This is a genomic window from Hymenobacter sp. BRD67 (assembly GCF_013256425.1).
Taxonomy (GTDB): domain Bacteria; phylum Bacteroidota; class Bacteroidia; order Cytophagales; family Hymenobacteraceae; genus Hymenobacter.
In genome coordinates, this window is the sequence record NZ_CP053905.1 from 53,190 (window position 1) to 78,473 (window position 25,284).

General features: G+C 59.4%; 31 protein-coding genes and 2 pseudogenes. 12 read left to right on the top strand and 21 right to left on the bottom strand.

Annotated elements, in window-relative coordinates:
• The 12 genes and pseudogenes from traK to GKZ67_RS21070 all read right to left on the bottom strand — a co-directional run bounded on the left by traK (position 1) and on the right by GKZ67_RS21070 (position 9,658).
• Positions 1-615 (bottom strand): conjugative transposon protein TraK, encoded by a 615-nt coding sequence (gene traK / locus GKZ67_RS21020; RefSeq protein ID WP_173247315.1) that lies wholly within the window; start codon positions 613-615, stop codon positions 1-3.
• Between the two features lie 45 nt (positions 616-660).
• The gene (locus GKZ67_RS21025) at positions 661-1,821 is read right to left on the bottom strand and encodes a hypothetical protein (RefSeq protein ID WP_173247317.1); all 1,161 of its coding nucleotides are present in this window, start codon (positions 1,819-1,821) and stop codon (positions 661-663) included.
• A gap of 43 nt (positions 1,822-1,864) precedes the next feature.
• Positions 1,865-2,062 (bottom strand): hypothetical protein, encoded by a 198-nt coding sequence (locus tag GKZ67_RS21030; RefSeq protein ID WP_173247320.1) that lies wholly within the window; start codon positions 2,060-2,062, stop codon positions 1,865-1,867.
• 29 nt (positions 2,063-2,091) lie between these two features.
• Positions 2,092-2,511, bottom strand: coding sequence for a hypothetical protein (locus GKZ67_RS21035; RefSeq protein WP_173247323.1), 420 nt, complete (start codon positions 2,509-2,511; stop codon positions 2,092-2,094).
• Between the two features lie 32 nt (positions 2,512-2,543).
• Positions 2,544-3,062 carry a hypothetical protein gene (locus tag GKZ67_RS21040; protein ID WP_173247325.1) on the bottom strand — a complete coding sequence of 173 codons (519 nt, stop codon included), beginning with the start codon at positions 3,060-3,062 and terminating at the stop codon, positions 2,544-2,546.
• The gene (locus tag GKZ67_RS24185; protein ID WP_262889651.1) at positions 3,059-3,193 is read right to left on the bottom strand and encodes a hypothetical protein; all 135 of its coding nucleotides are present in this window, start codon (positions 3,191-3,193) and stop codon (positions 3,059-3,061) included. The genes GKZ67_RS21040 and GKZ67_RS24185 overlap by 4 nt, the downstream gene beginning before the upstream one ends.
• A 45-nt stretch (positions 3,194-3,238) precedes the next feature.
• A complete protein-coding gene (locus GKZ67_RS21045; RefSeq protein WP_173247328.1) occupies positions 3,239-3,796 on the bottom strand; it encodes a hypothetical protein in 558 nt (185 codons plus the stop codon).
• A 26-nt stretch (positions 3,797-3,822) separates the two neighbouring features.
• Positions 3,823-6,311 (bottom strand): annotated as a pseudogene (locus GKZ67_RS21050) (TraG family conjugative transposon ATPase).
• Positions 6,312-6,327: 16 nt separating this feature from the next.
• The gene (locus GKZ67_RS21055) at positions 6,328-6,618 is read right to left on the bottom strand and encodes a DUF4133 domain-containing protein (protein ID WP_173247330.1); all 291 of its coding nucleotides are present in this window, start codon (positions 6,616-6,618) and stop codon (positions 6,328-6,330) included.
• 65 nt (positions 6,619-6,683) lie between these two features.
• Positions 6,684-7,001 carry a DUF4134 domain-containing protein gene (locus GKZ67_RS21060; protein WP_173247332.1) on the bottom strand — a complete coding sequence of 106 codons (318 nt, stop codon included), beginning with the start codon at positions 6,999-7,001 and terminating at the stop codon, positions 6,684-6,686.
• 68 nt (positions 7,002-7,069) lie between these two features.
• On the bottom strand, positions 7,070-7,687 hold the full coding sequence (locus GKZ67_RS21065; protein ID WP_173247334.1) for a hypothetical protein: 618 nt from the start codon (positions 7,685-7,687) through the stop codon (positions 7,070-7,072).
• 1,095 nt (positions 7,688-8,782) lie between these two features.
• Positions 8,783-9,658, bottom strand: coding sequence for a division plane positioning ATPase MipZ (locus GKZ67_RS21070; protein ID WP_173247337.1), 876 nt, complete (start codon positions 9,656-9,658; stop codon positions 8,783-8,785).
• Positions 9,659-10,427: 769 nt separating this feature from the next.
• On the opposite strand from GKZ67_RS21070, the gene GKZ67_RS21075 reads away from it, so the two are divergent.
• The 11 genes from GKZ67_RS21075 to GKZ67_RS21125 all read left to right on the top strand — a co-directional run bounded on the left by GKZ67_RS21075 (position 10,428) and on the right by GKZ67_RS21125 (position 18,905).
• Complete coding sequence (locus tag GKZ67_RS21075) at positions 10,428-10,748, top strand: plasmid mobilization protein (protein ID WP_173247339.1); 321 nt, start codon at positions 10,428-10,430, stop codon at positions 10,746-10,748.
• A complete protein-coding gene (locus GKZ67_RS21080) occupies positions 10,745-11,596 on the top strand; it encodes a relaxase/mobilization nuclease domain-containing protein (RefSeq protein ID WP_173247342.1) in 852 nt (283 codons plus the stop codon). The genes GKZ67_RS21075 and GKZ67_RS21080 overlap by 4 nt, the downstream gene beginning before the upstream one ends.
• Positions 11,597-11,636: 40 nt before the next feature.
• Positions 11,637-13,652 (top strand): conjugal transfer protein MobC, encoded by a 2,016-nt coding sequence (gene mobC, locus GKZ67_RS21085; protein ID WP_173247344.1) that lies wholly within the window; start codon positions 11,637-11,639, stop codon positions 13,650-13,652.
• Positions 13,649-14,116 carry a helix-turn-helix domain-containing protein gene (locus GKZ67_RS21090; protein ID WP_173247347.1) on the top strand — a complete coding sequence of 156 codons (468 nt, stop codon included), beginning with the start codon at positions 13,649-13,651 and terminating at the stop codon, positions 14,114-14,116. Before mobC ends, GKZ67_RS21090 begins: the two co-directional genes overlap by 4 nt.
• Positions 14,117-14,201: 85 nt before the next feature.
• Positions 14,202-15,059: a hypothetical protein gene (locus tag GKZ67_RS21095; RefSeq protein ID WP_173247349.1), complete on the top strand. Its 858-nt coding sequence runs from the start codon at positions 14,202-14,204 to the stop codon at positions 15,057-15,059.
• A 68-nt stretch (positions 15,060-15,127) separates the two neighbouring features.
• The gene (locus tag GKZ67_RS21100) at positions 15,128-16,459 is read left to right on the top strand and encodes a DUF4099 domain-containing protein (protein WP_173247351.1); all 1,332 of its coding nucleotides are present in this window, start codon (positions 15,128-15,130) and stop codon (positions 16,457-16,459) included.
• Positions 16,393-16,800 (top strand): DUF3945 domain-containing protein, encoded by a 408-nt coding sequence (locus GKZ67_RS21105; protein WP_173247353.1) that lies wholly within the window; start codon positions 16,393-16,395, stop codon positions 16,798-16,800. The genes GKZ67_RS21100 and GKZ67_RS21105 overlap by 67 nt, the downstream gene beginning before the upstream one ends.
• Positions 16,801-16,911: 111 nt before the next feature.
• On the top strand, positions 16,912-17,466 hold the full coding sequence (locus tag GKZ67_RS21110) for a hypothetical protein (protein ID WP_173247357.1): 555 nt from the start codon (positions 16,912-16,914) through the stop codon (positions 17,464-17,466).
• Complete coding sequence (locus tag GKZ67_RS21115) at positions 17,409-17,990, top strand: toprim domain-containing protein (RefSeq protein WP_173247359.1); 582 nt, start codon at positions 17,409-17,411, stop codon at positions 17,988-17,990. The genes GKZ67_RS21110 and GKZ67_RS21115 overlap by 58 nt, the downstream gene beginning before the upstream one ends.
• A 46-nt stretch (positions 17,991-18,036) precedes the next feature.
• Positions 18,037-18,390: a hypothetical protein gene (locus tag GKZ67_RS21120; RefSeq protein ID WP_173247362.1), complete on the top strand. Its 354-nt coding sequence runs from the start codon at positions 18,037-18,039 to the stop codon at positions 18,388-18,390.
• Between the two features lie 14 nt (positions 18,391-18,404).
• A complete protein-coding gene (locus GKZ67_RS21125) occupies positions 18,405-18,905 on the top strand; it encodes a hypothetical protein (protein ID WP_173247364.1) in 501 nt (166 codons plus the stop codon).
• 120 nt (positions 18,906-19,025) lie between these two features.
• On the opposite strand, the gene GKZ67_RS21130 is transcribed toward GKZ67_RS21125, so the two are convergent.
• The 9 genes and pseudogenes from GKZ67_RS21130 to GKZ67_RS21160 form a co-directional block, all read right to left on the bottom strand.
• Entirely contained in the window at positions 19,026-19,280 is a 255-nt protein-coding gene (locus GKZ67_RS21130; protein ID WP_173247367.1) for a hypothetical protein, read from the bottom strand.
• A 179-nt stretch (positions 19,281-19,459) separates the two neighbouring features.
• Positions 19,460-19,795 (bottom strand): hypothetical protein, encoded by a 336-nt coding sequence (locus GKZ67_RS21135; protein ID WP_173247369.1) that lies wholly within the window; start codon positions 19,793-19,795, stop codon positions 19,460-19,462.
• Positions 19,796-20,574: 779 nt separating this feature from the next.
• Complete coding sequence (locus GKZ67_RS24190; protein ID WP_262889652.1) at positions 20,575-20,709, bottom strand: hypothetical protein; 135 nt, start codon at positions 20,707-20,709, stop codon at positions 20,575-20,577.
• A gap of 5 nt (positions 20,710-20,714) precedes the next feature.
• Positions 20,715-20,840 carry a hypothetical protein gene (locus tag GKZ67_RS24195; protein WP_262889653.1) on the bottom strand — a complete coding sequence of 42 codons (126 nt, stop codon included), beginning with the start codon at positions 20,838-20,840 and terminating at the stop codon, positions 20,715-20,717.
• Between the two features lie 38 nt (positions 20,841-20,878).
• Complete coding sequence (locus GKZ67_RS21140) at positions 20,879-21,667, bottom strand: ZIP family metal transporter (RefSeq protein WP_254245309.1); 789 nt, start codon at positions 21,665-21,667, stop codon at positions 20,879-20,881.
• On the bottom strand, positions 21,664-22,203 hold the full coding sequence (locus GKZ67_RS21145) for a hypothetical protein (RefSeq protein WP_173247372.1): 540 nt from the start codon (positions 22,201-22,203) through the stop codon (positions 21,664-21,666). The genes GKZ67_RS21140 and GKZ67_RS21145 overlap by 4 nt, the downstream gene beginning before the upstream one ends.
• Positions 22,203-22,508: a hypothetical protein gene (locus tag GKZ67_RS21150; protein ID WP_173247375.1), complete on the bottom strand. Its 306-nt coding sequence runs from the start codon at positions 22,506-22,508 to the stop codon at positions 22,203-22,205. The genes GKZ67_RS21145 and GKZ67_RS21150 overlap by 1 nt, the downstream gene beginning before the upstream one ends.
• A gap of 24 nt (positions 22,509-22,532) precedes the next feature.
• Positions 22,533-24,642, bottom strand: a pseudogene (locus GKZ67_RS21155) (heavy metal translocating P-type ATPase).
• A 49-nt stretch (positions 24,643-24,691) separates the two neighbouring features.
• A complete protein-coding gene (locus tag GKZ67_RS21160; protein WP_173247377.1) occupies positions 24,692-24,964 on the bottom strand; it encodes a hypothetical protein in 273 nt (90 codons plus the stop codon).
• Positions 24,965-25,011: 47 nt separating this feature from the next.
• Here GKZ67_RS21160 and GKZ67_RS21165 point away from each other — a divergent pair, with 47 nt between their 5' ends.
• The gene (locus GKZ67_RS21165; RefSeq protein WP_173247380.1) at positions 25,012-25,263 is read left to right on the top strand and encodes a hypothetical protein; all 252 of its coding nucleotides are present in this window, start codon (positions 25,012-25,014) and stop codon (positions 25,261-25,263) included.
• Positions 25,264-25,284 lie beyond the last annotated feature (21 nt).

Sequence of the window (25,284 nt, forward strand, 5' to 3'; positions counted from 1 at the left end):
CTAGCGGGAAATGGTGGAGAGCGTGTTGTTTTGCAGTACCCGCCAGTTTTCCATAATGAAGCCGTGGGGGTTGTTTTCCGAGCGCGTCACGTCGCGCAGGGTGCAGTCGGCTATCAGGTCGCGGTTGGTAATCGACGTGGCCCGAATCAGGCGCTGGTGGGCGTAGGTGCGGGCCGTGAATGGGCGGTTTTTGCTCAGCACCACGCTATCCACCGTGATTTCCATGCTGATGTTGGCCGCAATCAGGTCGTTGTAAAAGCCTTTCTCCTTCAGGTTTTCATACTCCCGCTTCGCCGAGTTGTCGGCCAGGTACAGCGCCTTGTTGATGTTACCGTCAATAGCCTTCTGGTCGGGGTCTAGTGTGAAAAAATCCTCGTGAAACTGCTTGACGTGGGCGCGGGCTTCTACCGGCCGGTCAGCCCGTGCATCCCGCGCCCCGGCCGTGAGCAGTTGCCCCCCTTCAATCACGTAGATGCGATTGGCTGCTGCTGCCGAGTTTTGGAAGGAGAAGTAGGCCACTGTGATGGCCAGAATCAGGCACGAGGCAATGAAAATGATAGCCAGCGTCTTCACCTGCTTAAAGGCCGAATCGATGGTTTTTAGGGATTCAAACATGGTAGTTGATGCTAGAGGGAAGAAGTGGGGCGCGGTCCTGATTTATTAGGCGTTGTTGCCAGTGCGGCCGAAGTAGCCCCCCACCCTTTCTCGCAACGCGGTGCCGGCCCGGTGGCCCGCCTGCTCGCCCCGCGTCATGTTGCCGAAGCCGGTGCCACCGGCCATTCCCTGCCCCATGCCAATAGCACCGCCCATGCCAGTAGCCGCACCCGAGACACCACTAGCCCCGGCCCGGCCCGCCACCCCGGCAGCCGCCCCAGCGCCAGCCGCTGCCCCGGTGGCTGCGCCGATGAAGGCGCTGGACATCTGGCTGGCACCGCTGGCGGCAATGAGCATTTCCGTGATTTTCGGAATCAGCGCGTACCCCACAATGGCAATGCAGAGGAATACCAGGTAGCCGAAATCGGCGGAGTCAACCCCCGCGTTCGCATTCAGCCGGTCTACGTCAGATTGAAGCATCTGCACCTGGAAGGTGGCCATCATTGCACCAAAGACGTTGGCCACCGGCACCCAAAGCGAAATCGTAATGAAGTTACCCAGCCACTTGGTGATGCCGCCGCCAAAGCCCGGAAAAATGGCAATACCGAACGTGAGCGGCCCGAGCACCGAAAGCACGATGAGCAGAAACGTGGACATGACGCTAATCAGCAGGCGGGCCGCGACGTGGAACAACTCAAGCGTGTTCTTCATCCACTCCCGGAAATTCTGGTTTACATCGTAGGCAATCTTGTTGAAGGAAAGGCTCATGCGGTCCCCGATGCCGCCCATGCCGGTAGGTCCGGCCAGGTCCTTCAGCTTTTGCTCGTAGGCATCGTTGGTAGCGAAGTCCTTGTTTTCTGGCTTGCTGTCCAGAATGCGCTTTTTCTCCGTTTGCAGCCGGTCGATTTCCGCAGATTTGTCCATCCGTATCGAGTCGGTGCTATGTGATATAGCTCCCGTCATGCCGCGCAGGCCCTGGCACAGCTGCGGGAACAGCAGGATGCAGAGGCCGATGAGGAACGGCCGCAGCAGCGGGTACACGTCGATGGCTTCCGACCGGGCGATGTGCCCCCACACTTTGGAGCTGATATAGATGAGGGCCCCTACCCCGCCGATGGCTCGCCCCAGGGTGGTGAACTGCGATACGAGCGGCATCATATTGTCGTAGAGCTGAGTAAGCATCACCTCTAGCGCATCCATTTGCGCTACGACGGTATTGATATCCATAAAAAAGGAAGGCTGGTGGGTGGAAAAGGAAGAGTGTAAATGCTTATCGCTTACCCATGAGGGAAAGCACCGAAGCGCGGTCCTGGGTGGTCTGGGCCTGCATTCGCGCAATAGCCCGGCATTTGGAGGTGTAGTAGTTCATCAGGTCATGCTGACTGCCGATTTTATCGGCAATGTTGTTGATGAACTCGATGCGCTCAGGGTCCGTCATCTTCGCCTTGCCGGCGCTGAGCACGCCCACCAGCTCACTGAGCAGCCCGATATTTTCATTCAGAATGCCTTGGTAGATGGTCGTGGCCCCGAGAGCTGGGCAGTCGATAGCCCCTTGGTGCGCAGCTCCGGCAGGATGCTGGAATACAGGCCAATCATGCCGGTTTGGTGGTCGTAGATTTCCTGAACCCGCCGATAGGTCCGCACGCCGGGGCTGATTTGCAGCAGGCTGCTGTACCACTGGTCGTGCAACTGCTGGGTCTGGTCAATAACGCCTTTAATCTGACCGCTTACCGCCGTCATATCTCCCGCGAGGGCTTTGCCCTGCGCGAGCAAAGTGCCCGAAACAGTCTGGTGGGTAATCTGCTTGCGCGAAATCTGCTCCGAAACAGGGGCTGAGATAACGGCCGGTAACTGGGCATGGGCGCGGTGAGCACCGGCTACGAGCACGAAGGCCCATAGCTTGGGAAGGAATTTCATAGCCGTAAGCTTTAGGTAGTGAGACCCCTACCCTACCGGGCCGAAGTCATAAAGGAGCGCAGCGATTGCAGGTCCTGCGCGTTTTCTTTGGCCGTGCGCATCATCATCAGGTTGCGCGAAGTGTAGTAGTTGAGCAAGCCGGCTTGGTCGGTAATCTTCCTGTCCAACTGGTCGATGAAGCGCATCCGCTCGGCATCCGTCATTTTGAGCATGGCCGGGCTGACAATCGTTTGCAGGTCTGAAATCGTGGTGGAGCTTTCGGCTAGCATCTTGCCATAAATGGTTGTCATGTCCGACAGCTGCGTGGGCGTGATGTAGGGCGACTGGCGCAGTACCTCGATAGCTGACGAGTACTGCGAGATGATTTGCGTCTGTTTCTCGAAGATGTTGCGCACCCGCCGGTAGTCGCGCACGGCCGAGCTGACCGATAGCAGGCCATCGTACCAGTTCTTGGCCATGAGCATGTTCTTCTCCGAGAACATTTTGGTCAACTCCTGCTCCTTCACGCCCGAGGCGACCAGCTTGTTAGCCGCCGACGACAGCACTTTCATAGTGCTTTGCAGACCGGTTTGCACGCCCCCTGAACTTCCAGCACCGGGGCAGTCACCACGAGTTGAGCCGAGGCCCGCGAGATGGTGAAGCCCAGCAGTGCCAGGCTCCAGATTCCTGCTTTCAGATTCATAATGAGGGAAAAGGAAGGGTGGAGAAGGGTGGATAGTTAGTGCCGCTACCGTCGGTCGCGGGTGTAGGGGTGCTCCAGGTACATCATGTGCCGCGCAGCGCCCAGGCGAACGTGCTGCATGCCGTCCCAGGCCATTTGCAGCTGGGGCAGGGCTTTGTCGGAGGTTGGGGCCGGGTTGTCCTGCGTGAGTGGGACCAGCGACTTGGCCACCGTCTCACACTCGCCCGCAAAGCCATCCCACTGTTTAGCATCTTCGGGCTTCACTTTTTTCAGGCCCCGCGACTTGGCCACCATGCGCAGCACGGCGCGGTAGTTTTTCCAAGTGCCCTCGGCCAGCGGGTGCGCTTTGATGCCCGAGCTTAGCTCGCTGCCATACCAGGCACCGACTGCCTGCGTGTAGGCCCGCGCCGCCACAGCGTCGGCCGGAGCCCCACTAGGAAGCGTCACCAAGCTATCGGCAAAAGCAGTCGCCGCCGACACTTCGGGCAGCGCGGCCACTGCCGCAGTTGGTGCGCCGGCCGCAGCCCCAGGAGCCGAAGAATCAACTCCGCCGCAGCCGGCCAGGGCCAGCAGCATTCCTACTGAAAGCAAGGTGGTTTTCATATTTTCTTCCCTTTTGTTGAAATGGATTATTTGCCTTCGCGCAGTTCCGCCGCCACGAGCTTGATAGCCGTGCGCATATCGCCGGTTTTTTCGAACTTGTCAAACAGGCGCATTTTTTCCGACTCCTCGGTGGTGTAGGTGATGTATTCCTCTTTGGAAACCTCGATAGAATAGACCTTCGACACGACCCCGCCCAGCGAGATGAACACCTCGGTGTAGCGCCCGCGCTCGGGCTTGTTGTCGCGGTTGATGGAGAGGATGAGCGCTTTCTCCTTTTCCGTCAGCGAGAGCAGGCTTTGTATCTGGTCGAACTTCAAGATGAACTTGCGCTGGTCGAGCAGAATCTTGGTGTCGGAGTTGTTGATAATGGCATCCTTCACAATCTCATTGCCAATGATGTCATCGATTTCCTGCGTCACCACGATGGCCTCACCGAAGAACTTGCGCACCGTCTTAAAGAGATACTTGATGTAGGCGGCCATGCCAGGCGTAGTGAGCGCCTTCCAGGCCTCCTCAATCAGAATCATCTTCCGCACCCCCTTGAGCTTGCGCATCTTGGAGATAAAGGTTTCCATGATGATGAGCGTAACCACCGGAAAAAGAATCGGATGGTCCTTGATGTTGTCCAGCTCAAAGACGATGAATGGCGACTGGACAAGGTCCAGCTCCTGGGGCGAATTCAGCAGGTAGTCGTACTCGCCACCCTTGTAGTAAGGCTTTAAGACGTAGAGGAAATTGTCGATGTCAAAATCCTTTTCCCGCACCTTGTCGGCCAGCAGCAGCTCCGAGTAGGGGCCTTTCACAAATTCGTAGAACGTGTTGAAACTCGCCCGGATAGCCGGGGTTTCTTCCAGCATTACATAGTAGAGGCTGACGGCTGTGGAGAGCGACACGTACTCCGACTGCGACACGCTCTCATCATCCTTCTTCCAAAGCGCCTGAAGCAGCGTTTTGATAGACTCCTTCTTCTCCACGTCCAGCTTACCGGACACCAGAAAAGGGTTAAAGGCAATCGGGTTATCCTCCTCGTAGGTGAAGTACACGCCGCCTTTCAGCTCGCAGAGGCCCTTGTAAGAGTTGCCCGTATCGACCAGCAGCACGTGCGCGCCCTGCTCGTAATACTGCCGCACCATGTGATTGGTGAAAAACGACTTGCCCGAGCCCGAGGGGCCGAGAATGAATTTGTTGCGGTTGAAGATGATTTGCTTCTTCATCGGCTCATCCGACAAATCCACCTGCACGGGCTTGCCGCTGAGGCGGTCGGAGAGCTTGATGCCCTTGGTGGCCCCGGTGCTGCGGTAGTTGGTTTCGGAGGCCCAGAAGCACACCGATTGCTCGATGAAGGTGTAGAAGGTTTCCTCGCTGGGGAAGTCGCCGGCGTTGCCGGGCACCCCGCCCCAATACAGCGCCGCGATGTCCACGGTGTTCTGCCGCGGCTTGCAGTTCATGGTGTTGAAGGCAGCGTTTACCAGCTTGCGCACTTCGGTCAACTCGCCCTCGCTTTCCGACCAGGTGAGCACGTTGACGTGCACCCGCGCTGGGCGGCGCTTGTCGGCCACCGCCTCGTTGAGGTACTGCTGATAAAACTCGTGGTTGATGGAGTTCTGGCGCGAGTAAAGTGAGAGCGAATTGAGCCGGTCCTTCTTCTGCTCGAAGGTTTTGAGCGTTTTCTGGGTGTTGTCCAGAAACACGTATTGGTTGAGAATGTGGCTGGTGCCCAGCAGCAGCCCCAGGGGGCCGCGAACGAAATCGGGAAGTCGGTGTACTCGGTGCTCAGCGGCTCGTAGCGAATGTCCGATTCCACGCCCAGCGGCAAGTCATCGAGGTTGGCCACCGAGAACATATTGCAGAACTGCTGGCCGACTTTCAGCCCGCTGGTCAAATCCAGGTCCACTTGCTGGGCCTGGTCGGACAGGTTGAGGGCGAAGTACTTTTCCAGCAGCCCCGCCTTCTCGGCCGTGCCGGCCAGCTCGTCGGAGGTAAGCCGGTGCGATTTGATATAGGGCGCATTGGTAGGGCCGACGCTTTCCAGCGTTCGCACGAACTGGCCCACGTTATCGAAGAAGGCTTCCATCACCTTCTTGTCGAGCATGTCCTTGGGCACGATGTTGCGCCGGGCCAGCAGGCCCGACGTGCTGCCCCAGTTGGGCCGCTCCGACGACATCTTGGTGACGAACAGGTAGCAGAAGTGGTTGAGGAAGGGTCGCTCGAAGAAATGCCGCTCGTAAGCTGACGAGAGCAGCGTGCGGTCCGCCTCGAAGCCAGGCGCATACTTGTCCTCGACGAACCAGTCCTGCTTATGCACGGCGCAGTGGTCGGGCAGCAGGCGCACCGCCTTCACGAAGCCCTGCTGAAGCTGGGCGTAGTCTTCCCGCGAGAGTGTGAAAATCTCGGGCAGCTCCAGCCGGAAGGCCACCGTCACATCGGCGTTCTTCGAGATGAGGCAGTCCTTTTCAATCTTGTAAATCGGCTGCTTCGATTCGAGCGAGGCAGAGGGTAGGATTTTGCTGCTCATTATCGGCAAGGGAATCCTAGACCCGGCGCTGGCTAGCGCCGGGGCGGTCCTCGTTTAAGTGTTGGAAGAGGCGACTTTGCCGATTGGTAATGAGCTTCGGCGCGGAGCGCCGGGCATTGGCTTTCATCAAGCCATGCTCCCCGTATTTGGTATTGAGGGCGAACACGCCCGCCCACATGCCCCCGCCCAATACCAGCGTGATGATGACCGTCGCCAGCAGCGGCGTACCAACCAGGTACATCGTCACGAAGGCGACGAAGACCAGGCCGATACCCGCCACGAGGTAGTACACGTTGCCCCCAATCAAGCCTGGAATTCCCAGGGCTTGTTGATACCCCGATTGAGGTTATAGCCCGGCATGATAGCGCAGGCCTACAGGAAGAAGGAGCGCACAACGGTGGCTACTAATACCAAGAAAATCATCGAGCCAAACCACGACACGGCCGTTTTCTGCGTGTCCTGGTCGCCCGCGTTCCACTTGCTGTAAACCTTGATGGCCCCGATGAGCCCGAGCACCGCCCCAATGGCATACATGAGCTTGGTGAGCGGGTCGAAGTAGTTGGTAACCTGCGTGGTGGCATCCTGGATGCCCGCCGTGCCTCCCGCCGAGCCACCCTGCGCGTAGAGTACCTGCGCGCTGAGCATCAGGCCTACTACGGCTAATGACGGGAGAATTTGTTTCTTATTCATGGGTGGTGGGTAAAGAGAGAATACTGAAAAATAGATAAGCAAACAGGGATAGGTAAATCAACTACTTACTAGGTTTCGGGGCCGAATAAATCGGCTAATTCATCCGTATTGACGGAGGTGAGCTGCGCGAGCTGTTCAGCCAGGCTGGTATTAGCCAGGGCCACCGGTACGGACGGGTTCTCTCCCGCCTGCACCAGCGAGATGTAGGCGGCAACTGAATCTGCCTCATACAAATCGTCTTCTTCCAGCGTCGCCACGTCCGAGGGCGAGGCAATGGGCTCGTTGAAGTCAGCCAGCGGCTCGTAGCTGCCGGCAACTGCCGGCTGGTACGCAGTTGCGTGTTCTACGTCTCCTAAGTCAACATGGGTGTCTTTAGTTTCAATATTTATTCCTTCCGAATTGGTTTTATCAATAACAAAGGCTGAGCTTTCCGCCTCGCGCTCAGCTGTTTCATCGGCAGAGTGTTCCGAATGCATTGCGTGAGCCTTCTCGCGAATTATTGCCGCCAGTGCCTCATTTGGCTGGTCGGCCTGTTCTTCACGGTCGGCATCCAGCGCTACGGCTTCGTCCGTTGCGCCCGCCACCGACGAAGCCGCGTCCATCGGCCCCTCGTCGTCGGTGCTGTCATCGCGGCCGGTGGCCGTCGCCGTTGAGTTAGGTAGCTCCCCTCCTACTACCGCCGTCACTGCCTCGGGCAGATTGTCGGCCGCGCCATCTTCGGGGCCTCTACCGTGGCCCCGGCCGGGTTGGCCGCTGCCTCCGTCGCCGTGGGAGAAGTAGCGAAAGCTGACTTTGCCCGCACCAGTGCCGGCGGGGCAGCCCCAGCGCGCCCGCGCCTGCGAGCTGGGGGCTGACCACCTTTTTGCCCGTCACTAGCGCGGCCAGTTCATCCCGGTAGTACAGAAACCCTACTACGGCATAGTAGAGGGCAAGAAGAACCAGAACAAAAACGATGAATTGGAGCCACGAATATTGACTAAGCATGTTGGGGTGGGTTAGTAGGGTATATCAGCGCCGGTTGCCGACGCGCTGGCGCAGCTTCTTTTGAAGCGCTTTTTGCAGCACTTCATCGTGGGCCGTAATGAATTGTGAGAGGATATTGTGGACCATATCCGGGATGGAAGCCCCCCTCCTACTACCGTTCCGAGTAGCGACAGGTATTCCTGGTGGTCTTCCGTAATGCGAACCACCCAGGTTTTTTTATCGGCGGACTTCTCAAAAAGCGAAGCGATGTTGAAGCTCACCGATTCTCCATCCGCCGCAGCTTCTACGGGAGCGGTCGGCTCAGGGGCAGGTTTAGGGGCAGGTTCTTTTTCCAGCGCGGCGACGGGCGGCGCTTCAGCAGCCGGGGCAGGTGCCGCCGGCTTAGGCTCGGGCGTAGATTTAGCGACTGGCGTGGCCACTACTTCCGGCGCTGGCGCGGCTGGGGCTGGGACTGGCTCAGGCGTGAGAGCCGCGACTGGCGTAGGCAACGGGGCCACCGGAGCTGGTGTTTCCGCTATCACGGCAGCGGGCGCTGGCTTAGCAGACGGCGCACTCCCCGCTTTTTCTCCCTCTTGTTCAACCTCCGCCGCTGGCTCAGTCGCGACGGGACGGGCGGGGGCGTAGCCGTAGGGGCAACAGGCTGCGGGGCCGGCGCAGCCGGTACCCCTCCCCCATCGAGTAAATCGTTGCTGGTTGCAGCAGCTTCCAGCATTCTTTGCAGGTCCGCGTCCTTTTCGGCCTGGCTCTTTGCTTTAGGTTTAGCCATTGGTTTTTTTGGATTTCAGAAAGTGGAAGAATTATAGAATATCATCTGAGGCATCGGCCGCGTCCGACAAATCGGCTACGGCGGCATCCTCCGTATTCGCCGGCATCTCGATGACCTTGCCCGATGGGGTGACCTCTCCCGCGCCGAGCACGAGGGTCAGCATTTCCATAATCAGCCGGCCGAGGCCCAGCTTGTCCAGTTCCCGCTCCGGCAGCGAAAACATGGTGGACCGCTTCTCCTTATAGCTAATCATCAGCTCTACCTTGCTATTGAGCAGCGGCAGGTTCTTTTCCCTTAAAAGCTTGGCTGCCTTATCGTAGGTGGACTTCTTCTCCGATTTCACATAGCGGTTCCAGAAGGCGTAGAACCCCAGCAGGTTCGACTCATCCGGGTCGGGCTGGGCTGACTTCAGAAAGCCGTTCAGAATCTGCATGTAGCCCATTGTGGAGGCAATCGTGCCCAAATCGGCTTCCATCGGCAGGAAGATGTACTGCACCATGCGCAGCAGTTCCGGCAGGCCCACGATGTTGACCGTGCCCGGCGTATCGACCAGGATAAAGTCGAAGCCCTGCTGCTCCAGCTTGTCAATCGAGTCCACTGCTTTTTCCACGCTGGAAATCACAATCGGGTAAGGTTTAATGTCCTGCTTGAGCAAGCGCTTCTGAAACGCCGGGTCGCTGGCCAGCAGCTGCTTGTCGCGGGTGCGGTAGACGTTGACCGTGTTTTGGGGATAGTCACAGTCCACGATGGCCACCTTGTAGCCATAGACATAGCACAGGGCCGAGGCTACGTGGACACTGATGGTGGACTTGCCGGCCCCCCCTTCTGGGTGGCAAAGGCAATTACTACGGGCTCTTTCATTGGGCAGCGCTTGAATCGATGAGGAGTAAAATTGGTAAATTGTCACTTTGTCACTCGGTAACAAACAGACAAGGTAACTCTGTTGCTCGGTAATAAATAGCTTAGGTAACAAAGTAACTAACTTACCTTGTCACAAACTTACTAAATGACGAGGTGCTAAAAGTACACCGCAACAAAGTAACTAGCGTACTAGGTTACCAGCAGATAATGTTATTTAGTTAGCAAGTAACAAAGTAACAAACAAACAACGCTGCCTGGTAAATATGTGACAAAGCAACCTCGTGACCTGGCTTCATGCTGTTTGAGAAGGTATTTGGGAGTTGCAAACGCACAAAGTTATTTTGTGACAAAGTGACCTAATCCTAAAAAAATCTGAAAGTAGCTTGTTATGAAATAACAAAGTCACCTTGTGACAATGTCATTTGCTCCGCCCTGCTATAAATGCCTTATGAAAGCCTAAATGACAAAGTAACTAAGTAACACCAGTACTATGCCAGGCAAAACCCCAAAGGGGTTATTCACCACGCCAAAGTGAGGGTATCATAAGAGTAATAAAGTGACAATGTTACAAAGTCACCAGGTAACTAGATTAGCTCTAATCCTAGCCCCTTCAACGACTGTACAACGCCCCCGTTCAGCTAGCCCGTTAACGACCAGCAAGCCATGTCATTGTAGCTACAAACTGCGTTTGTCGCTTACAATGACACCGCCCGATTCGCAGGCTCATCGGGCTTGGCTTGCTAAAGCGGACGACAAAAAGTAGTCAGAAGCTGATTCTAGCCGTTAGCTGATAAAGAAAGTAGACTACTGAAAATATGCCCGATGAATCCACCACTGAGCCGACAGAGACTAACCGGGACGAAGTACTGCGCTTTCGGGTCACAGCCAGGGAGAAGCAGGATATTGAGGCGAGAAGCAAAGCGGCCGGGTTCAAGAAAACGTCGGATTACCTGCGAACCATTGGCCTGGCGGGGGAGGTGAAGGAGGTGCTGCCGGCGGAATTGCGGAAGCAGCTGGTAGGCATTGGCACCAACCTAAATCAGATTGCCCGCCGCGTTCAGTCGAGCACCTTGTATGCGACGGACGAAAAGACGCTGCATCAACTGGTGGCCACCATCCGCCAGTACCTGGTATGATAGCAAAGACCACGACGGGGAGTGACTTTGAGGGAGCCCTGAGCTACGGGGCCGGGCAGCGAAAGGGGAGGGGCAAGGAGCCCGAGGACGCGCCCCTGCTGGTGGTGGCGAACGTTATCTCCGGTAGCCCCAAAGAGATGGCGCAGGACATGCAGGCGGTGGCCCGGCTGAGCAGGAAAATACAGAAGCCGGTGTGGCATACCGTGCTTTCCTGGAAGGCGGGGGAGGAAGTGACGCAGGCGCAAAAAGTAGCGGCTGCCCGCCGCTACTGCGAGCTGATTGGTGCCCCTATTGACCGGCACCAGGTAGTCGTCTATGAGCACCGCGACAAGCAGCACGCCCACGTTCACATCTATATAAACCGGGTGCCAATGGACGCGGGGCCGGCCCTGCGGACGGACAATAATTTTTACCGGCAGCCGGCAATCACGAAGCAAATAAGTCAGGAGTTGGGGATGCAGCCGCTGCCCGAGCGGCGGCAAAGCGTGGCGGATACCAACCCCATGAGGCAGCAGGCGCGGGAGGTAGTGCGCGAAATTATCAAGCAGCTAGTGGCCCAGCCCGAGCGTGCTGGCAAGGAGTGGCTGCAAGCAAAGCTGGAGGAGCGGGGCATCAGCACGCGCTACAAGCACGACAATGGCGGCGTGTTGCGCGGGGTGAGCTTCGAGTTGAACGGAGTCGCCGTAACCGGGCAGCAGGTGGGCTACAAGGCTACCCAGCTTCGCGAGCTATTTGCCACCAGCCCGGAGAACGCCCAGCAGCTGCCCATCCTGCCGGCCCCGTCGAGCCCCAGGCAGCAGGAGGAAGAGGAGGGCAAAAAGCAAAAGCCCAAAGGACCACGCTTATAGAATTGTACTTTATCAATTTAACTTATCCCACCGAAGTATCATGGAAGACGAAAAAGCACTGCGAAAAATCATGGAGTTTATGCGACTCTTTGCCATCGTGCTGATGGGCGTAAACATCTACTACTACTGCTTCGGCTACTTCCAGTCGATGGGGTGGACGTCGGGCGTCGTTGAGCGCATCATGGCCAGCCTCACGAAGAATTCCTTTCTGTTTAAAGCGAGTTGGGTGACCAAAACGCTGGCTGTGGTTTTCCTCGTGCTGAGCTGCCTCGGCACCAGGGGCCGGGCCGACGAGAAGCTGAAAGGCCGGACGGTGGCCGGCTACGCGCTAATTGGGCTGGGCCTGATTTACGGCTCCGACCTGCTGCGGGCGCTGGAGCTGCCGGCCGGGCTGGCCACGTTGCTCTACACGGCGCTGCTGGCGGGAGGCTTTTTGCTGCTGCTGAGCGCCGGCACCTGGCTCAGTCGGTTATTCAACAACGACCTGATGAAGGACATTTTTAACAAGGACAACGAGTCATTTCCCCAGGAGGAGCGCCTGATGGAAAACGAGTACTCGGTGAACCTGCGCACCGAGTACCTGGTGCGCGGCAAAAAGCATCACGGCTGGCTGAACGTGGTCAATCCCTTCCGCGCCACGATGGTGCTCGGCACCCCCGGCAGCGGCAAGTCCTTCGCGGTCATCAACGAGTTCATCCGCCAGCACCTGGCCAAAGGGTTCTGCATGTACATCTACGACTACAAGTTTGATGACCTGAGTCTTATCTGCTACAACGAGCTGCTGAAGCACCAGGATAAGTTTGATAAGCCGGTGGGCTTCTACGTCATCAACTTCGACAACCCACGCAAGAGCCACCGCTGCAACCCACTGCTGCCCGAACTGATGACCGACATCGTGGATGCCTACGAAAGCGCCTCCACAATCATGCTCAACCTGAATAAGAGCTGGATTCAGAAGCAGGGGGATTTTTTCGTGGAATCGCCCATCAACTTCGTGGCGGCCATCATCTGGTTTTTGAAGCTGTTCGAGAAAGGCAAGTACTGCACCTTTCCCCACGTCATTGAGTTTCTGAGCCGCGACTACGAGGAGATTTTCCCGGTGCTGGCCTCGTACCCCGAGATTGAAAACCTGGTCAAGCCCTTCGTGTCGGCATTCCAGAAAGATGCCATTGAGCAGCTGGAAGGCCAGATTGCCAGCGCCCGCATTCCGCTGGGACGGCTGGCTTCGCCGCAGCTGTATTGGGTGATGTCGGGCAATGATTTTACGCTGGATATTAACAGCAACGAGGAGCCCAAGGTATTGTGCGTGGGCAACAACCCCGACCGCCAGGCCATCTACGGGGCCGCGCTGGGCCTCTACAACGCCCGGCTGGTGAAGCTGGTCAACAAGAAGGGCAAGCGCAAGTCCTCGATTATTATTGACGAACTGCCGACGATTTACTTCAAAGGCTTAGATAACCTGATTGCCACGGCTCGGAGCAACAAGGTGAGCACCTGCCTGGGCTTCCAGGACTTCTCGCAGCTAGAGCGTGACTACGGCCAGAAGGAGGCCGAAGTCATCAAGAACACGGTGGGCAACGTGTTCAGCGGGCAGGTATCGGGCAACAGCGGCAAGTGGCTGAGCGACCGGTTTGGCAAAATATTGCAGCAGCGTCAGAGCCTGAGCATCAACATGCGCGAGACGAGCACCAGCCTGTCCACCCAGATGGACAGCATGATTCCGGCCAGTACGATTGCCAATTTGACCCAGGGTAATTTTGTGGGGGCCGTGGCCGATAATTTTGGGGAGGAAATTGAGCAGAAGGTTTTTCACGCCAAGATTCAGGTGGACGTGAAGGCCGTGACCGCCGAAGCCAAAAACTACCAGCCGATTCCCGATATTACCAGCTTTATCAACCCGGCCACCGGCAAGGACGAGGCCGAGGAGATGATACAAGCCAACTTTCGCAGCATCAAAAATGACGTGAAGGAGCTATGCGCCCGCGAGCTGGTGCGCATCGGCAACGACCCTGACCTGAAACACCTTATCAAGGAAAAAACCGAGAAAGTGAAATGAGAGAGCCGCAGTCCAGCCCCGAAGCGCCCACCCCCAATAGCAAGCGAGTAGGTAAGCGCTTGGCCATCATTCGCGAAGAATTGGGTAAGCACTACGGGGAGGCGGACTGGACGCAGGCGGCGGTAGCCAAGCGCATTGGGCTCACGCAAAATATCGTGTGGCGCATCGAGCAGGGCGAGGGGGGCAAGATTGAGAACTGGCTGAAAGTGATGGGCTTGTATGAGAGCCAGGGCTACAACCTGAACTGGGTGCTGACCAAGAACAACGGCCAAGTGAGCAAGCTTCAGCTGGACGAGGTAACCAAGAAGTCGCCCGAGCCCATCCGGGACGCGATTGTAAGGACGCTGGATAAGCACCTTACCGCCGTGGATGAGAAATTAGATGCCAAACTAACCGAGCTTTCCGAACTGCTGACCACGCATCTGCGTACCCCTAGCATCAATATACCCGCGCCGTTTCAATAACACGAAAGCGATAGGCAGGAACCGAGTTGGTTTCTGCCTATCGCTTTTTTTGGCTTATTCCTTTTCCTTAACTACATCATTTTCAATGGCAGAGCAAGATGAAGTGCCCGCAGCTACGTCGCAACTCCTTTACCTGAGTTCGCTGCCCACCCCGAACGGCAACATTGCCAGCCGGGGCCTGACCACTGAGTCAGCCCACAATAGCCTGTTTCAGGTGCAGGTAAATCCAGCCAATCCCGACCAGGCGGCGCTGGTGCCCGCGCCTGGGGCCGATGGCCGCCTGCTCAACTCGTTGGCTGATTCGGCCCTGCGCGTGTTCGAGGCCAGCCGCTTGCCGGGTGCCGACGATAAGTTTCTAACTGTGGAGCAGCCCACGATGCTGGAAAAGATAGGCGACAACTGGAAGGTGGTCAGCCAGGGCAGGATAGGCTTTAGCCCAACGGCCCCCGCGCCGGTGCAGGTATTCGGCCGTCAGCCAGCGGTAGCACCCGCCGCGCCGACCCTGGGGCAGCAGCCCGCCCAGCGCAACGCGGCCGAGGTAGTGTATCTGAACGGCTTGCCGATGCCCGATGGGTCGGTGGGCCGGGACTTACTCAGCAACCGGCAGGCGCACTACAGCCTTTTTGAGTTGCGAGTGGACCCCAATAATCCTAATCGGGCAGAGGCGTTCCCCGCTCCTAACGCGGATGCGCAGCTATTGTACAGTCAGGATAGCATCCTAAAGCGGGTGTTTGACTTCCAGGGGCGGCCCCAGCCAGGCGAGGAATTTCTGGCCGTGCAGCAACCCGCCATTTTTGAGCGCAGCGGCGAAACGTGGAAAATGACCGCGCAAGGCCAGACGGGCTTTAGCAACCAGCCGCAGCAGCGTCAGCAGGCTCAGCCAGTCACGCGGGCGGCTGAACTAGCCCCGCCACCAGCCCCGCTCGTGCGACAGCTGAGGTAGAGCCAGCGAGGGCAGTTAACCGCGCCGAGCAAGGTCCTGACGCGGGCAAGTCCGCGCACACCGATGTCTTGCGCGACGAAGCCGCTACCAAAGTGAGTGCTGACCAGCCGCCAGCGCCAGCGGTAGCCGCCGCGCCGGCAGTCGCTGAAAAAACAGCCCCCGAGCAGGCTCCCGCGCCCGCGCCGGAGTCCAGCGCCGGCGAGCTGCAAATCCGGTGGAAGCAGCAGGGCGACGCGGTGGCCCCCTTGCTGGAAATGCGGGCCTACCTCGACCAGCTCAAAGACGCGGGTGTGGCCGTTGGCCCAATGAAGTTTGAGAAAGGCGCGGATGGGAAGCTGAGCGGCAGCTTTGGCGTGAGCTACGACCCGCAAAGCGCGGAACTGACCAAATTGGAGGGCACCATCCAGGGTTTGAAGCGCGTCGGCAACGGCGTGGAGGTGGTAGAAAAGCCCGAGCAGGTAGCAGCGCGCCGGCAGCGTCTGGACGTGGCCGGGCAGGACCAGGCCACCGACCTGGGCTATTCCGCCAAAGAAGCATTCGGCGTGAAGCAGTGGGACGCGCTGAGCGCCCAGCTGAGTCAGGCCCCCAAGCAGGCCCTCACCGGCCCGGAGCAAGCGCAGCAGGCGGCCGGCGTGGACCGTGTGCAGCAGGTGGCCAAGCAACAGGGCAAAACCACGGCGCAAATCGTGCAGGACGGTAAAAGTCTGCTCGATATTGACACCAGCGGCAACCCGGTTTCGGCCTTTCTGAAAAACTTCTACGAGCACCTGAACGGCGCGCCCAAAACCCGCCAGTCGCTGGAAGTCGATTACGAGAAGACCCGCCAGGACTTGCAGGCCCGGTTGGTGAAGCTGGCCGGCACTGCTGCCGATGCCGGCGACCAGCTAAAGCAGGGCACCCGCCCCGGCGACGTGCCCGTGGTGGTCGCGCCTGCTGCCACCGTAGCTACTCCCGAGGCCCCGGCCCCCGCCGCCGCAGTTGCGCCTGCGCAGCAGCCCACCGCGCCGGCTCCGAAGTTCACTGAGGGTGACATTCCCCAAAAAGTGCTCGCCTCGATGGGCCTGACCGTAGCCGACCTGACCGCCAGCGGCCAGCTGCAAAGGCTGCTGAACGGCGAGAAAACCGGCTTGCTGGCCATGCAGGCCACCGGCCAGGAAGGGCAGGAGGCCGTGCGGTTTGATGCGAAGATGGTGCTCCACCGCGAGGCCAACGGCTCGGCCACGCTGAAAATGGAGCTACCCAAAAAGCTCCTCGAAATTCCTAACGAGATAGGCGGCCAGCCATTTACCCCGAGCAGCGCAAGCAGTTGGAAGCGGAAGGCACCGCCGGCCTGGTGCGCGGTCTCAAAGACAAGGAGGGCAATACCTACAACGGCTACGTGGGAGTTGATAAAGAGATGAACAAAGTAGTAGTTTTACCGGAAAGTAAAGTGACTTTCAAGGACGAAATTGCCGGCGTGAAGCTCACGACGGAGCAAAGCCACGACCTGCGCGAAGGCAAAGCCGTGCATCTGGCGCAAATGAGCCGGCCCGACGGCGGGAAGCCATTTGACGGAACCGTGCAAATCCACGCGGCGAAAGCCGGGGTGGAAGTGAAGCCAGAGCCTTACGAGCTGGCCAAAGTGCAGGCACCTGCGGCTACTCAGACGCGGGACCTGGACTCGGAGAAAAAGCAGGCACCCGTAGCGACGGTGACCGAAGTTGCAGCACCCGCGCCACGGGTGCGTGGCCCACGCATCTAGCGGCGCTTAGTGCCGTTTTTAGCTAGTAGCAGCGAAGCCCGGAAACCCTGTTTTCGGGCTTCTTATTTAACCTGATATGGAACACGACCTCACCTTCCAACAAATCAAGGAGTGCGTAGAACTCCCGAGCTACTGACCCACTATGGCTACGCACTTTCAAAAGGTGAGAACCTGGGCAAGGGCAAGTGGCACGTTTTCGAGGGCGATGACAAGCTCGTGGTATTCAGGGGTAGGGGAGGGGACTGGATGTACTTCAACAGCCAGGACGACCGCGACAAGGGCAGTGTGGTCGATTGGATGAAGAACCGGGTGAGCACGGGCCGCATTATTGGCATCGAGCAGCTGCCCGGCCGCAATATGTGGCAGAGCGTCAATGACCATTTCCGGGCCTACCTGAACCTGCCCGAGGCCGAGCGGCCCAGGCTGACGTTGCCGCCAATCAGCGAAACCGCGCCCGGCGAGAAGTTCCACAGCATCTACACCAAAGACTGCCGGCCCCTCGAAAACACCACTTTTCTGGAAAGCCGGGGTATTACGAAAACCACGCTGGCAAACCCGCAGTTTGCCGGCCGCATCCTGAATCAGTTGCACACCGTGCAGCGCGAGGGATGCCGGCCAAGACGTTCGTCAACACAGCTTTCCCCGCGTACCACGACGGCCGCGTAGTCGGGCTGGAGTTGAAAGGCGAGGGCTTCAAGGGTCAGGCGGCCGAAAGCCAGTTTGCCCGCTCGCTCTGGTTGAGTAAGCTCCCCGAGGGCAAGCCTCCCACGCACCTCGTGGTCAGCGAATCGGCCATTGATACGCTCTCCTACGCGCAGCTGCACCCCGGCGAGCGGGCTTTGTATGCGTCCACCTCGGGCACGCTGACGCAGAATAAGATTTTTGAGATGAAGCGGCTGATGGAGGAGGAGCGCATCCCCACCATCAAATCGGCTTTTGACAATGATACCCAGGGCCACCACTTCGATACCCGGCTGCTCGCCGGCTTCGCCAGTGCGCAAAACCCGATGAAAGTGGTGCGCGAGCACGAGCACCTGCTGACCGTCGAAGTCACCACGGCCAATCTGCCCAGCGTGCAGGCGGTGACCCAGCAGCTCAAAGCCTTCAATGCCCGCACCACCGAGCACTACCACCGCGAGAGCGGCGAGGCCATTATTCCGGCTATCCCCAAACCCTGCGCGACGAGTTGATTAGTTCGGCCGGCAAGGCCCTACTACCTACCAGTTCCACGTTCCGATGAACCGCGAAGCGCTGGGCGCTTTCAATCAGGCCATCGCCCAGAGCTTGCAGTACGACCAGAAAATCGAACTCGTCAAAAGCCGGGGCAAGGATTGGAATGAGGATTTGAAGCAAGACCAGATGCAGCGCGTGGTAAAGCGTGAGTTGGGCAGCGCTGTTACCCGGCAGCCGGAAGCACCGGCCACCGCCCGCGATAAGGGGGAGCGCCTGCTGACAGTAGCGTATCGGGAAAGCCGGGATGAAATGTCGCAGTTGAGCACCTTGCAGCAGAACCTGGAAAAAATAGGCCTGAGCATCGACCACTCGCGCAGGCTGGATAGCCCAACCCCCGCGAGCTGGCTACCGAGCTGACGCTACGCTACCGATTGGATTCGCCCCAGCTCCCCGCCATTAGCGCCGCTCTTGATAGCCTGGCCACTAACCCAAAGGTGACGGTCAGCGAAGCGGTAGCAGCCCAGACGGAGCGCCGGCAGCTGGCCGCTCAACAGGAAGTGGCCCAGCAGCAGAAGCGGGCCGAGCAGCAGCAGATGCAGCCAAGTGATTCGCCCGGCCACGACCAGGCCCGCCGCGTGTTCATTGACTCAGCCGCGCTTATAGCGCAGACGCTACGGGAGAATGGCGCAGGCTTGCAGGCCGCGTACTTGCAGCAGGTGAGTAAGAGCCTGCTCAAACAGCCAGAAATCAAGCCGCTGGACCAGGAAAACCTGGTTAAGGTGCTGGCTAAGATAGACCAGGTGCCAGCCCTAAAAGACAGTGCTGGCGTAGGCCAGCTACGCCAGGCTATGCAGTTTCTCAATAGCCCAGTTAAGCCCGAGCAGACGCAAGCACAGCAGCCGGAGCGCCGCCGTGGCCCCAAGCTTAGCTAGCGCTTTGAGCTTTGCCAAAAGCTAAACCAAAGCTGAGGACGAGGTAATTGTGTTACCCCGCAGCTGATTCTACGGCAGCTTCGTGGGCTACCACATAGTCGGCGGTGAAGTCTGCCGTCACTACCTGTGGTCCAAAGCAGATAACTCGCTCCCGGAAGCACAGGCCCACGAGGTACGCACCTGCTGAATGCACTTACCCAGTGCCTGCTTATAGTCGGCTCCCAACTCATACTGCGTGCCATCCTCATCAAGCACAATGCCGCGCAACTCGTCAAAGGGAAATGACACTGGGGCGGCGCAGTATCCCTGCACGAGTTGCTGACCATTGGCCAGGAGGCGCTGCACATCCGCAAAAAAATCCCACTCGTTTTTCATAGCGCCTTGGTAATTTACTCAAAGTAAATGGCCGCTCGCTTAGGAAGTACGCAACCCAGGCCATAAGCGCTAAATTTGAGCCAGTGCGCCTCATCCTGGAAGGGAAGCACTAGCAACATGCAAAAAGACCTTGCCGCTTCGGCAAGGTCTTTTTTATGCCCACCGGGTAAGGCCGCCGCCTACGCGGCCGGTGGCAGCAGCAAGGCCAGCAACTGCTGCTGCAACTGCTCCATTGCCGTCAGGCGCTCGGATAGCTGGCCGATAGCGGCGAGCACTGCCTCATTCGTTGGAGCCAGCTGATTGGTGACCACGGCGGTGGGCGTGCGCCCGCGCTCTTTGCGCCGGCGGGCTTTGGTGGCCGACTGGCTTTCGAGTGGGTGAGCCCGCCCCGCCCGCTGGTTGCAGGCCGCTACCCGGCAGGGGCTGCCGCAGTATTTCTGCACCCACCGCTTCTTGGGAACAAATTTTCGCCGGCAGTATTCGCAGGCAATTTGGGAGTTGTCGAGGAGTGACAAAGGCGTTTCGCGTTAATACCAATTGCAAGTAACGAAAACGCAAATGGTGTCCTATGATTCGTTGCGCGGCCATCGCAGGTTTGTAGCGATGAATCTGCTCAGAGTTTCTACCCCGCCCCGCTGGCCAGCGGCCTTCCGGCAAGCTCGTGATAGAGTTGCGCCTGCCCCCCTGCTAAACCGCGCTTGCAGCCCCTTAATAGGGCAAGCACCGGACGTTGCTTATTATCAAATGCCTGACGTAAAGGCAGTTGTTCGGTTGCGGGTATCTAATAAATCGCCGTTGCCGCTGGCTCACCTTTGTGAGCGCGCTGCTGGCTGAGCCGGTCATTTTCCAGCTGCCCAAAAAAAGATTGCCTTTTATACCCCCAACGCCTGCCGGCGAGGCTGACAAGGGGCTATTTACCCGTGTCGGGGCGGAGTAACGCCCCTTCGCATCAACTGATTTTCCACCTCCTACTACCGGGCTGATGCCCGGCTTTACACAAACGCAACCCAATGAACACGAAGAGAATTGCCCTTTACACGGCGCTGTTTGCCCTGGCGGCCGGTATACTATTCACCTGCTACCGAGGAGTGCAGCTCTACCACGAAGTTGCCCGGCCCCGGTGCTGGTTGCGAATACAGCGGCCCCCGCCGTGCAGCCGGGAAAGCAGGTTACAACCTACACCTTTTCGGTCGTTCGGGAGGTGGTAGTGCTGCCTGCGCCGGTTGCAGTACCTCGGCGCGCTCCCCGCCGCCGCAAGTAGGTGAGCGCGCAGCATACAGGCCGGGGTGGACACTCAGGGCAGCGTGGTGCTGACCAGGTGACTACAGGTTTCTGCTGTACCCTGCTGCGTTTCGTGCTGCACGTAATATTCCAGCTGCGTTCCTGGTGCAAAGACATCGGCATCCAGGTAGGGCGAGCGGGTGTTCACGGCTATCAGCTGCCAGGGGCCAGCCGCCCGCCCACCCGGCGGAAAACGTGGGCCACTTCCAGCAGTTCCTTGGAGAAGGCCAGGTGGCGACCTTCCGGCATCAGGCTAAGGTCAATTTTGATGGTGTGCATAAGACATGTATAAGCTGTGCGAACGGGTACTATATAGGTCAGGCAACCATGCCTAGCAGCAGAAACAGGAGAAAGCCGACGAAGAAAGCCAGCGTGAGCAGTGGGGTCTCGGTCTCCTCGTGGGCCTCGGTCAGCAGTTCCTCAGTCACCAGAAAGAGTAGCGCCGCCAGGCCGAAGGAAAGCACGATTTCGAGCAGGTTGCCGGTGGCTCCGCGTAGCACGGTGGTGCCGATGCCCGCCCCAACGAGCAGCATTAGCGAGGTGCCTGCCACGATGGCCACGGCCCGCCCCTTGCTGTGTCCGCCGTCGCGCAGCTCCACGGCCGTGGCCAGGCCCAGCGAAAGTAATTCAATGGTGAGCGCGATGGCCAGAAGAGCACCTTCCTTCGCACCGGCGGCAAAGCCAATGCCCAGCAGCAGCCCGTCGATGAGAATGTCAATGCCGATAGCCACCAGCAGGCCCCACGGCAGCGGCGAGGGGCTGGCAGAAACCACAGAGGCCGCGCCCAGCGCGGCCGGTAGTTCCGGGCCTGTCTCCGCCTGCTTTTCCAGGCGCTGGGTGAAGTAGCGCAGCCCTAGCATCGTGGCCACGCCGAGGCCGAAGCCAAGGGCCACCTCGTAGGGCGCGTGGTGCTGCACAATGTCGGGCAGCAACTCCACGGCCACGACGGAGAAGATAACGCCGGCCGCGAAGTGCAGAATGGCGCTGCGCAACTTCGGGCCGGGGGCGTGCCACACGGCCAGCGCCGCGCCGGCAATCATAACCACCGCCGGTAGGAGCGAAAAGCCAAGCAGGGTTGGCCAGGCGGGAGAAGCAGCAGGTATCATTCGGCACGGTCGGCTAACCAATCCAGCAGCGCAGCCTGGTGCTCCGCTAATTCCTGGCGTACTGGCTGTTGAACATCTAGCAGGGCCATAAGCATCCCACTTATTTCAATGACATACACCAATGCCTCAAACCAATAGCGGCAGTCAATTGCCGGTGGCAGCTGAATGAAATCGCGGTTAGCCGGGGCGTAGTGGTGCTGCTGGGATAAGTGGCGCTGCACGATGTAGAGCCGGGCCAGATGCCGCGTAGCCGGGTGCGCCTTAATCTGATTGAACATATCCTTTTCAGACAGCGGGCGCGTGTGGCCGCCGGGCACCTGAAACAGCTGATGATGCCGGGGCTCGCGCAGCATTTCCGGGCTTTTCAGCTGCGGCTCGCCGGGAACACGCAGCAGGTGTTCCGCTTTCTGGTACAGGGTGGCCCACCGGGTCTGCTCTTCCTGGGCTATTTCAGCGGCACTGGCCGTGGGCATTTCCAGCGCCGTATTTTCAAAAATGGTTTTGACGTACTTAAAATACTCGATGTCAAGCACCATTAGCTCGTGCTGAAAGGCCTGCGCATCGTCGTTGAACGTTGCCAGGTAAAGCCCGTCAGGGCATCCGTCAGCGCCGTGCGGAATGCCAGGGAGATGGGCAGCTTCAACTCGATTATTTCCGGCCAGCGCTCCAGGTGAACAACAACCCCTAGCAAGCTGCACCGCATCCGCCGGAGCAGGTCCAGGTAAGTGTGCTGCATCTGGTTCGCCTCGGTGAAGGGCTGGCCAGCCTGCTGAATACTTTCGGTGAGCACCTGGCAGTAGTGCCGAAGTACGTCACTGTCTTTTTTATCGCCGTGAATCATGATTGGAGCTGAATTAGGTTGAGCTTAAAATTTCATGCGCTGAATGCGCACCGCGTTGAGGATGGCCAGCAGGGCTACCCCCACGTCGGCAAATACCGCTTCCCACATGGTGGCCAGGCCGCCGGCCCCGAGGGCCAGCACCACGGCCTTCACGGCGAAGGCCAGCCAGATGTTCTGCCAGACCACGGCGTGCGTGGCCACGGCGATGCGGCGGGCGGTGGCAATCTTGCTGGGGTGGTCGGTCTGAATCACCACGTCGGCGGTCTCAATGGTAGCGTCCGAGCCGAGGCCGCCCATCGCAATACCCACGTCGGCCAGGGCCACCACGGGCGCATCGTTCACCCCGTCGCCCACGAAGGCCAGCCGATGCCCGGCCGCTTTTAGGCGCTCGACGTGGGCAGCCTTGTCTTCGGGCAGCAGCCCGCCGTGGGCCTCGGTGATGCCCAGTTCTTTGGCCACGCGCTGCACGATGGCATCCTTGTCGCCGGAAAGCATGACGATAGTGCTCACGCCCTGCGCTTTCAACTCCCGCATGGCCTGGGCGGCATCTTCTTTGATTTCGTCGGCCACGGTGAGGTAGCCGGCGTACTGGCCGCCCACGGCTACCACCACGATGCTATCCACTACCTGGTCGATGTCGGCGGGGTAAGAAACGTTGAATTTGCTGAGCAGCTTGGTATTGCCGGCCAGCACGTCCTGGCCATCGACCCGGCCGCGCAGGCCGTGACCGGCGATTTCTTCCACGTTCTCCACGGCCAGCGGCGAGCCGGCGGGCTTCACGTACTGCACCAGCGCCTGCGCGATGGGGTGGGTGGACTTGGCTTCGAGGGCGGCGGCCAGGGCTGTGAATCGGGCCGGGTCCTGCCCAGGGCGGCTACCACCTGCTGCACGGCGAACACGCCCTTGGTGAGGGTGCCGGTTTTGTCCATCACCACCGTGTCAATCTCGCGCATCACGTCGAGGAAGTTGGAGCCTTTGAAAAGCACCCCGACCTTGGAAGCCGCGCCAATGCCACCAAAGTAGCCCAGCGGAATACTGATAACCAGCGCGCAGGGGCAGGAAATGACCAGGAACACCAGCGCCCGGTAGAGCCAGTCGCGGAACACGTAGTCATGCACGAAGAAGTAGGGCAGCAGCGTCAGCAGCAGGGCCAGCCCCACCACGATGGGTGTGTAGACGCGGGCAAACTTCGTGATGAACTGCTGGGCCTTGGCCTTGCGGCCCACGGCATCCTGCACTAACGCCAGAATCTTGCTCAGCTTGGTATCTTTAAAAGCGGCCGTGATGGTGATTTGACTCAGCGTGTCCTGGTTTATCATGCCCGCCAGCACGGTTTCGCCTTCTGCATGGTCTGCGGCACCGACTCGCCGGTGAGGGCGGCCGTGTTGAAAGTGCCACGCTCGGATTGCAGCGTGCCGTCGAGGGCTACTTTCTCGCCGGGCTTCACCTCAATCACGTCGCCTACTGCCACTTCCTTGGGGTCGAGCACGAGGCGCTGGCCCCCGCGCAGCACGCCCACTTCGGTGGCCTGAATCTCAAGCAGCGCCTTGATGCTGCGCTTGGCGCGGTTCACGGCCGCGTCCTGAAACAGCTCGCCCACGGTGTAGAACAGCATCACGGCCACGCCTTCGGCGTACTCGCCCAGGGCAAACGCGCCGATGGTGGCGATGCCCATGAGCAGAAACTCGTTGAAGATGTTGCCACTGGGAATGCTTTGCACGGCGGCGCGCAGCACTTTCCAGCCCACTAGCAGGTAGGCCACCGCATACCACCCGAAGCGCACGTAGCCGGTGAAGAAGCCGACTTTGTAGTAGTCCAGTGCGATGCCGGCCAGCATCAGCACCAGGCTGATGGCCGGGGCCAGGTAGGGGTTGTCGCCGGCCGGGCCGTGGTCGTGGTCCCCGTGGTCGTGGCCGGTATGGTCGTGGCCCGCGTGCTCGTCGGCCTCGTCGCCGTGGTCGTGGCCCGCGTGGTTTGCGTCGGAGTGGTCGTGGCCGGGCACGTCGTGGCCCTGGGGCGTAGCGGCGGCTTCAGGTGTGAGCTGGGTGCGGGTGAGCGCACCCACGTTTTCGGGCTGCACCTGCTTGGCGGTGTGCAGCTCCTCGTTGAGGTTATCGGATGAAGGGTCAGGCATGAGAATTAGAATTGAGGTCAGTATCAGAAAGGAGGAGGGCGCACCGGGGCTACCAGTCCACGAAAAAGCCGGCGATGCCCACCAGCACCAGCACCGCGCCGGTCAGGTGGCGCTCGTGGCGGACCAGCCCATCGAGGCGCAGGTGGCGCAGGCCCCGCGAGGCCAGCGCCACCAGAGCGCACATGGCCGCGACCGATACCAGCAGGTACACGCCCATGAGCAGCGCCAATGCCGCCGGCCCGTGGGTACCGGCAGCCAGAAAGAAGGTCTGAATTTCAAGGCAGGGGGCCAGGAACATGGTGGCCGCCAGCCCGAGCACCACCCGCCGCCGGGCCGGCGCGCCGGCCCCGGCGGCGGGTCGGGGTGCGTGTGGCCGGGACCGGAAACGGCGTAGAGCAGCCCGATGCCAATGAGCAGCAGCGGGGCCACCCAGCCCGCCACCTGGGAAAAGCGGTCCGACAAGCGCCAGCCCAGCAGCCCCAGCAGCAAGCCAATCAGCACCGTGCTCAGCCCGTGCGCCAGCCCGGCCACGGCCGTGACCCCCACGGCCGCCGCACCGACCAGCTTTCCGCCCGCGCCACGGCCAGCACCGGTGCCCAGTGGTTGGGAATCGTGGCGTGAAGCAGACTAAGCAGCAGGGCA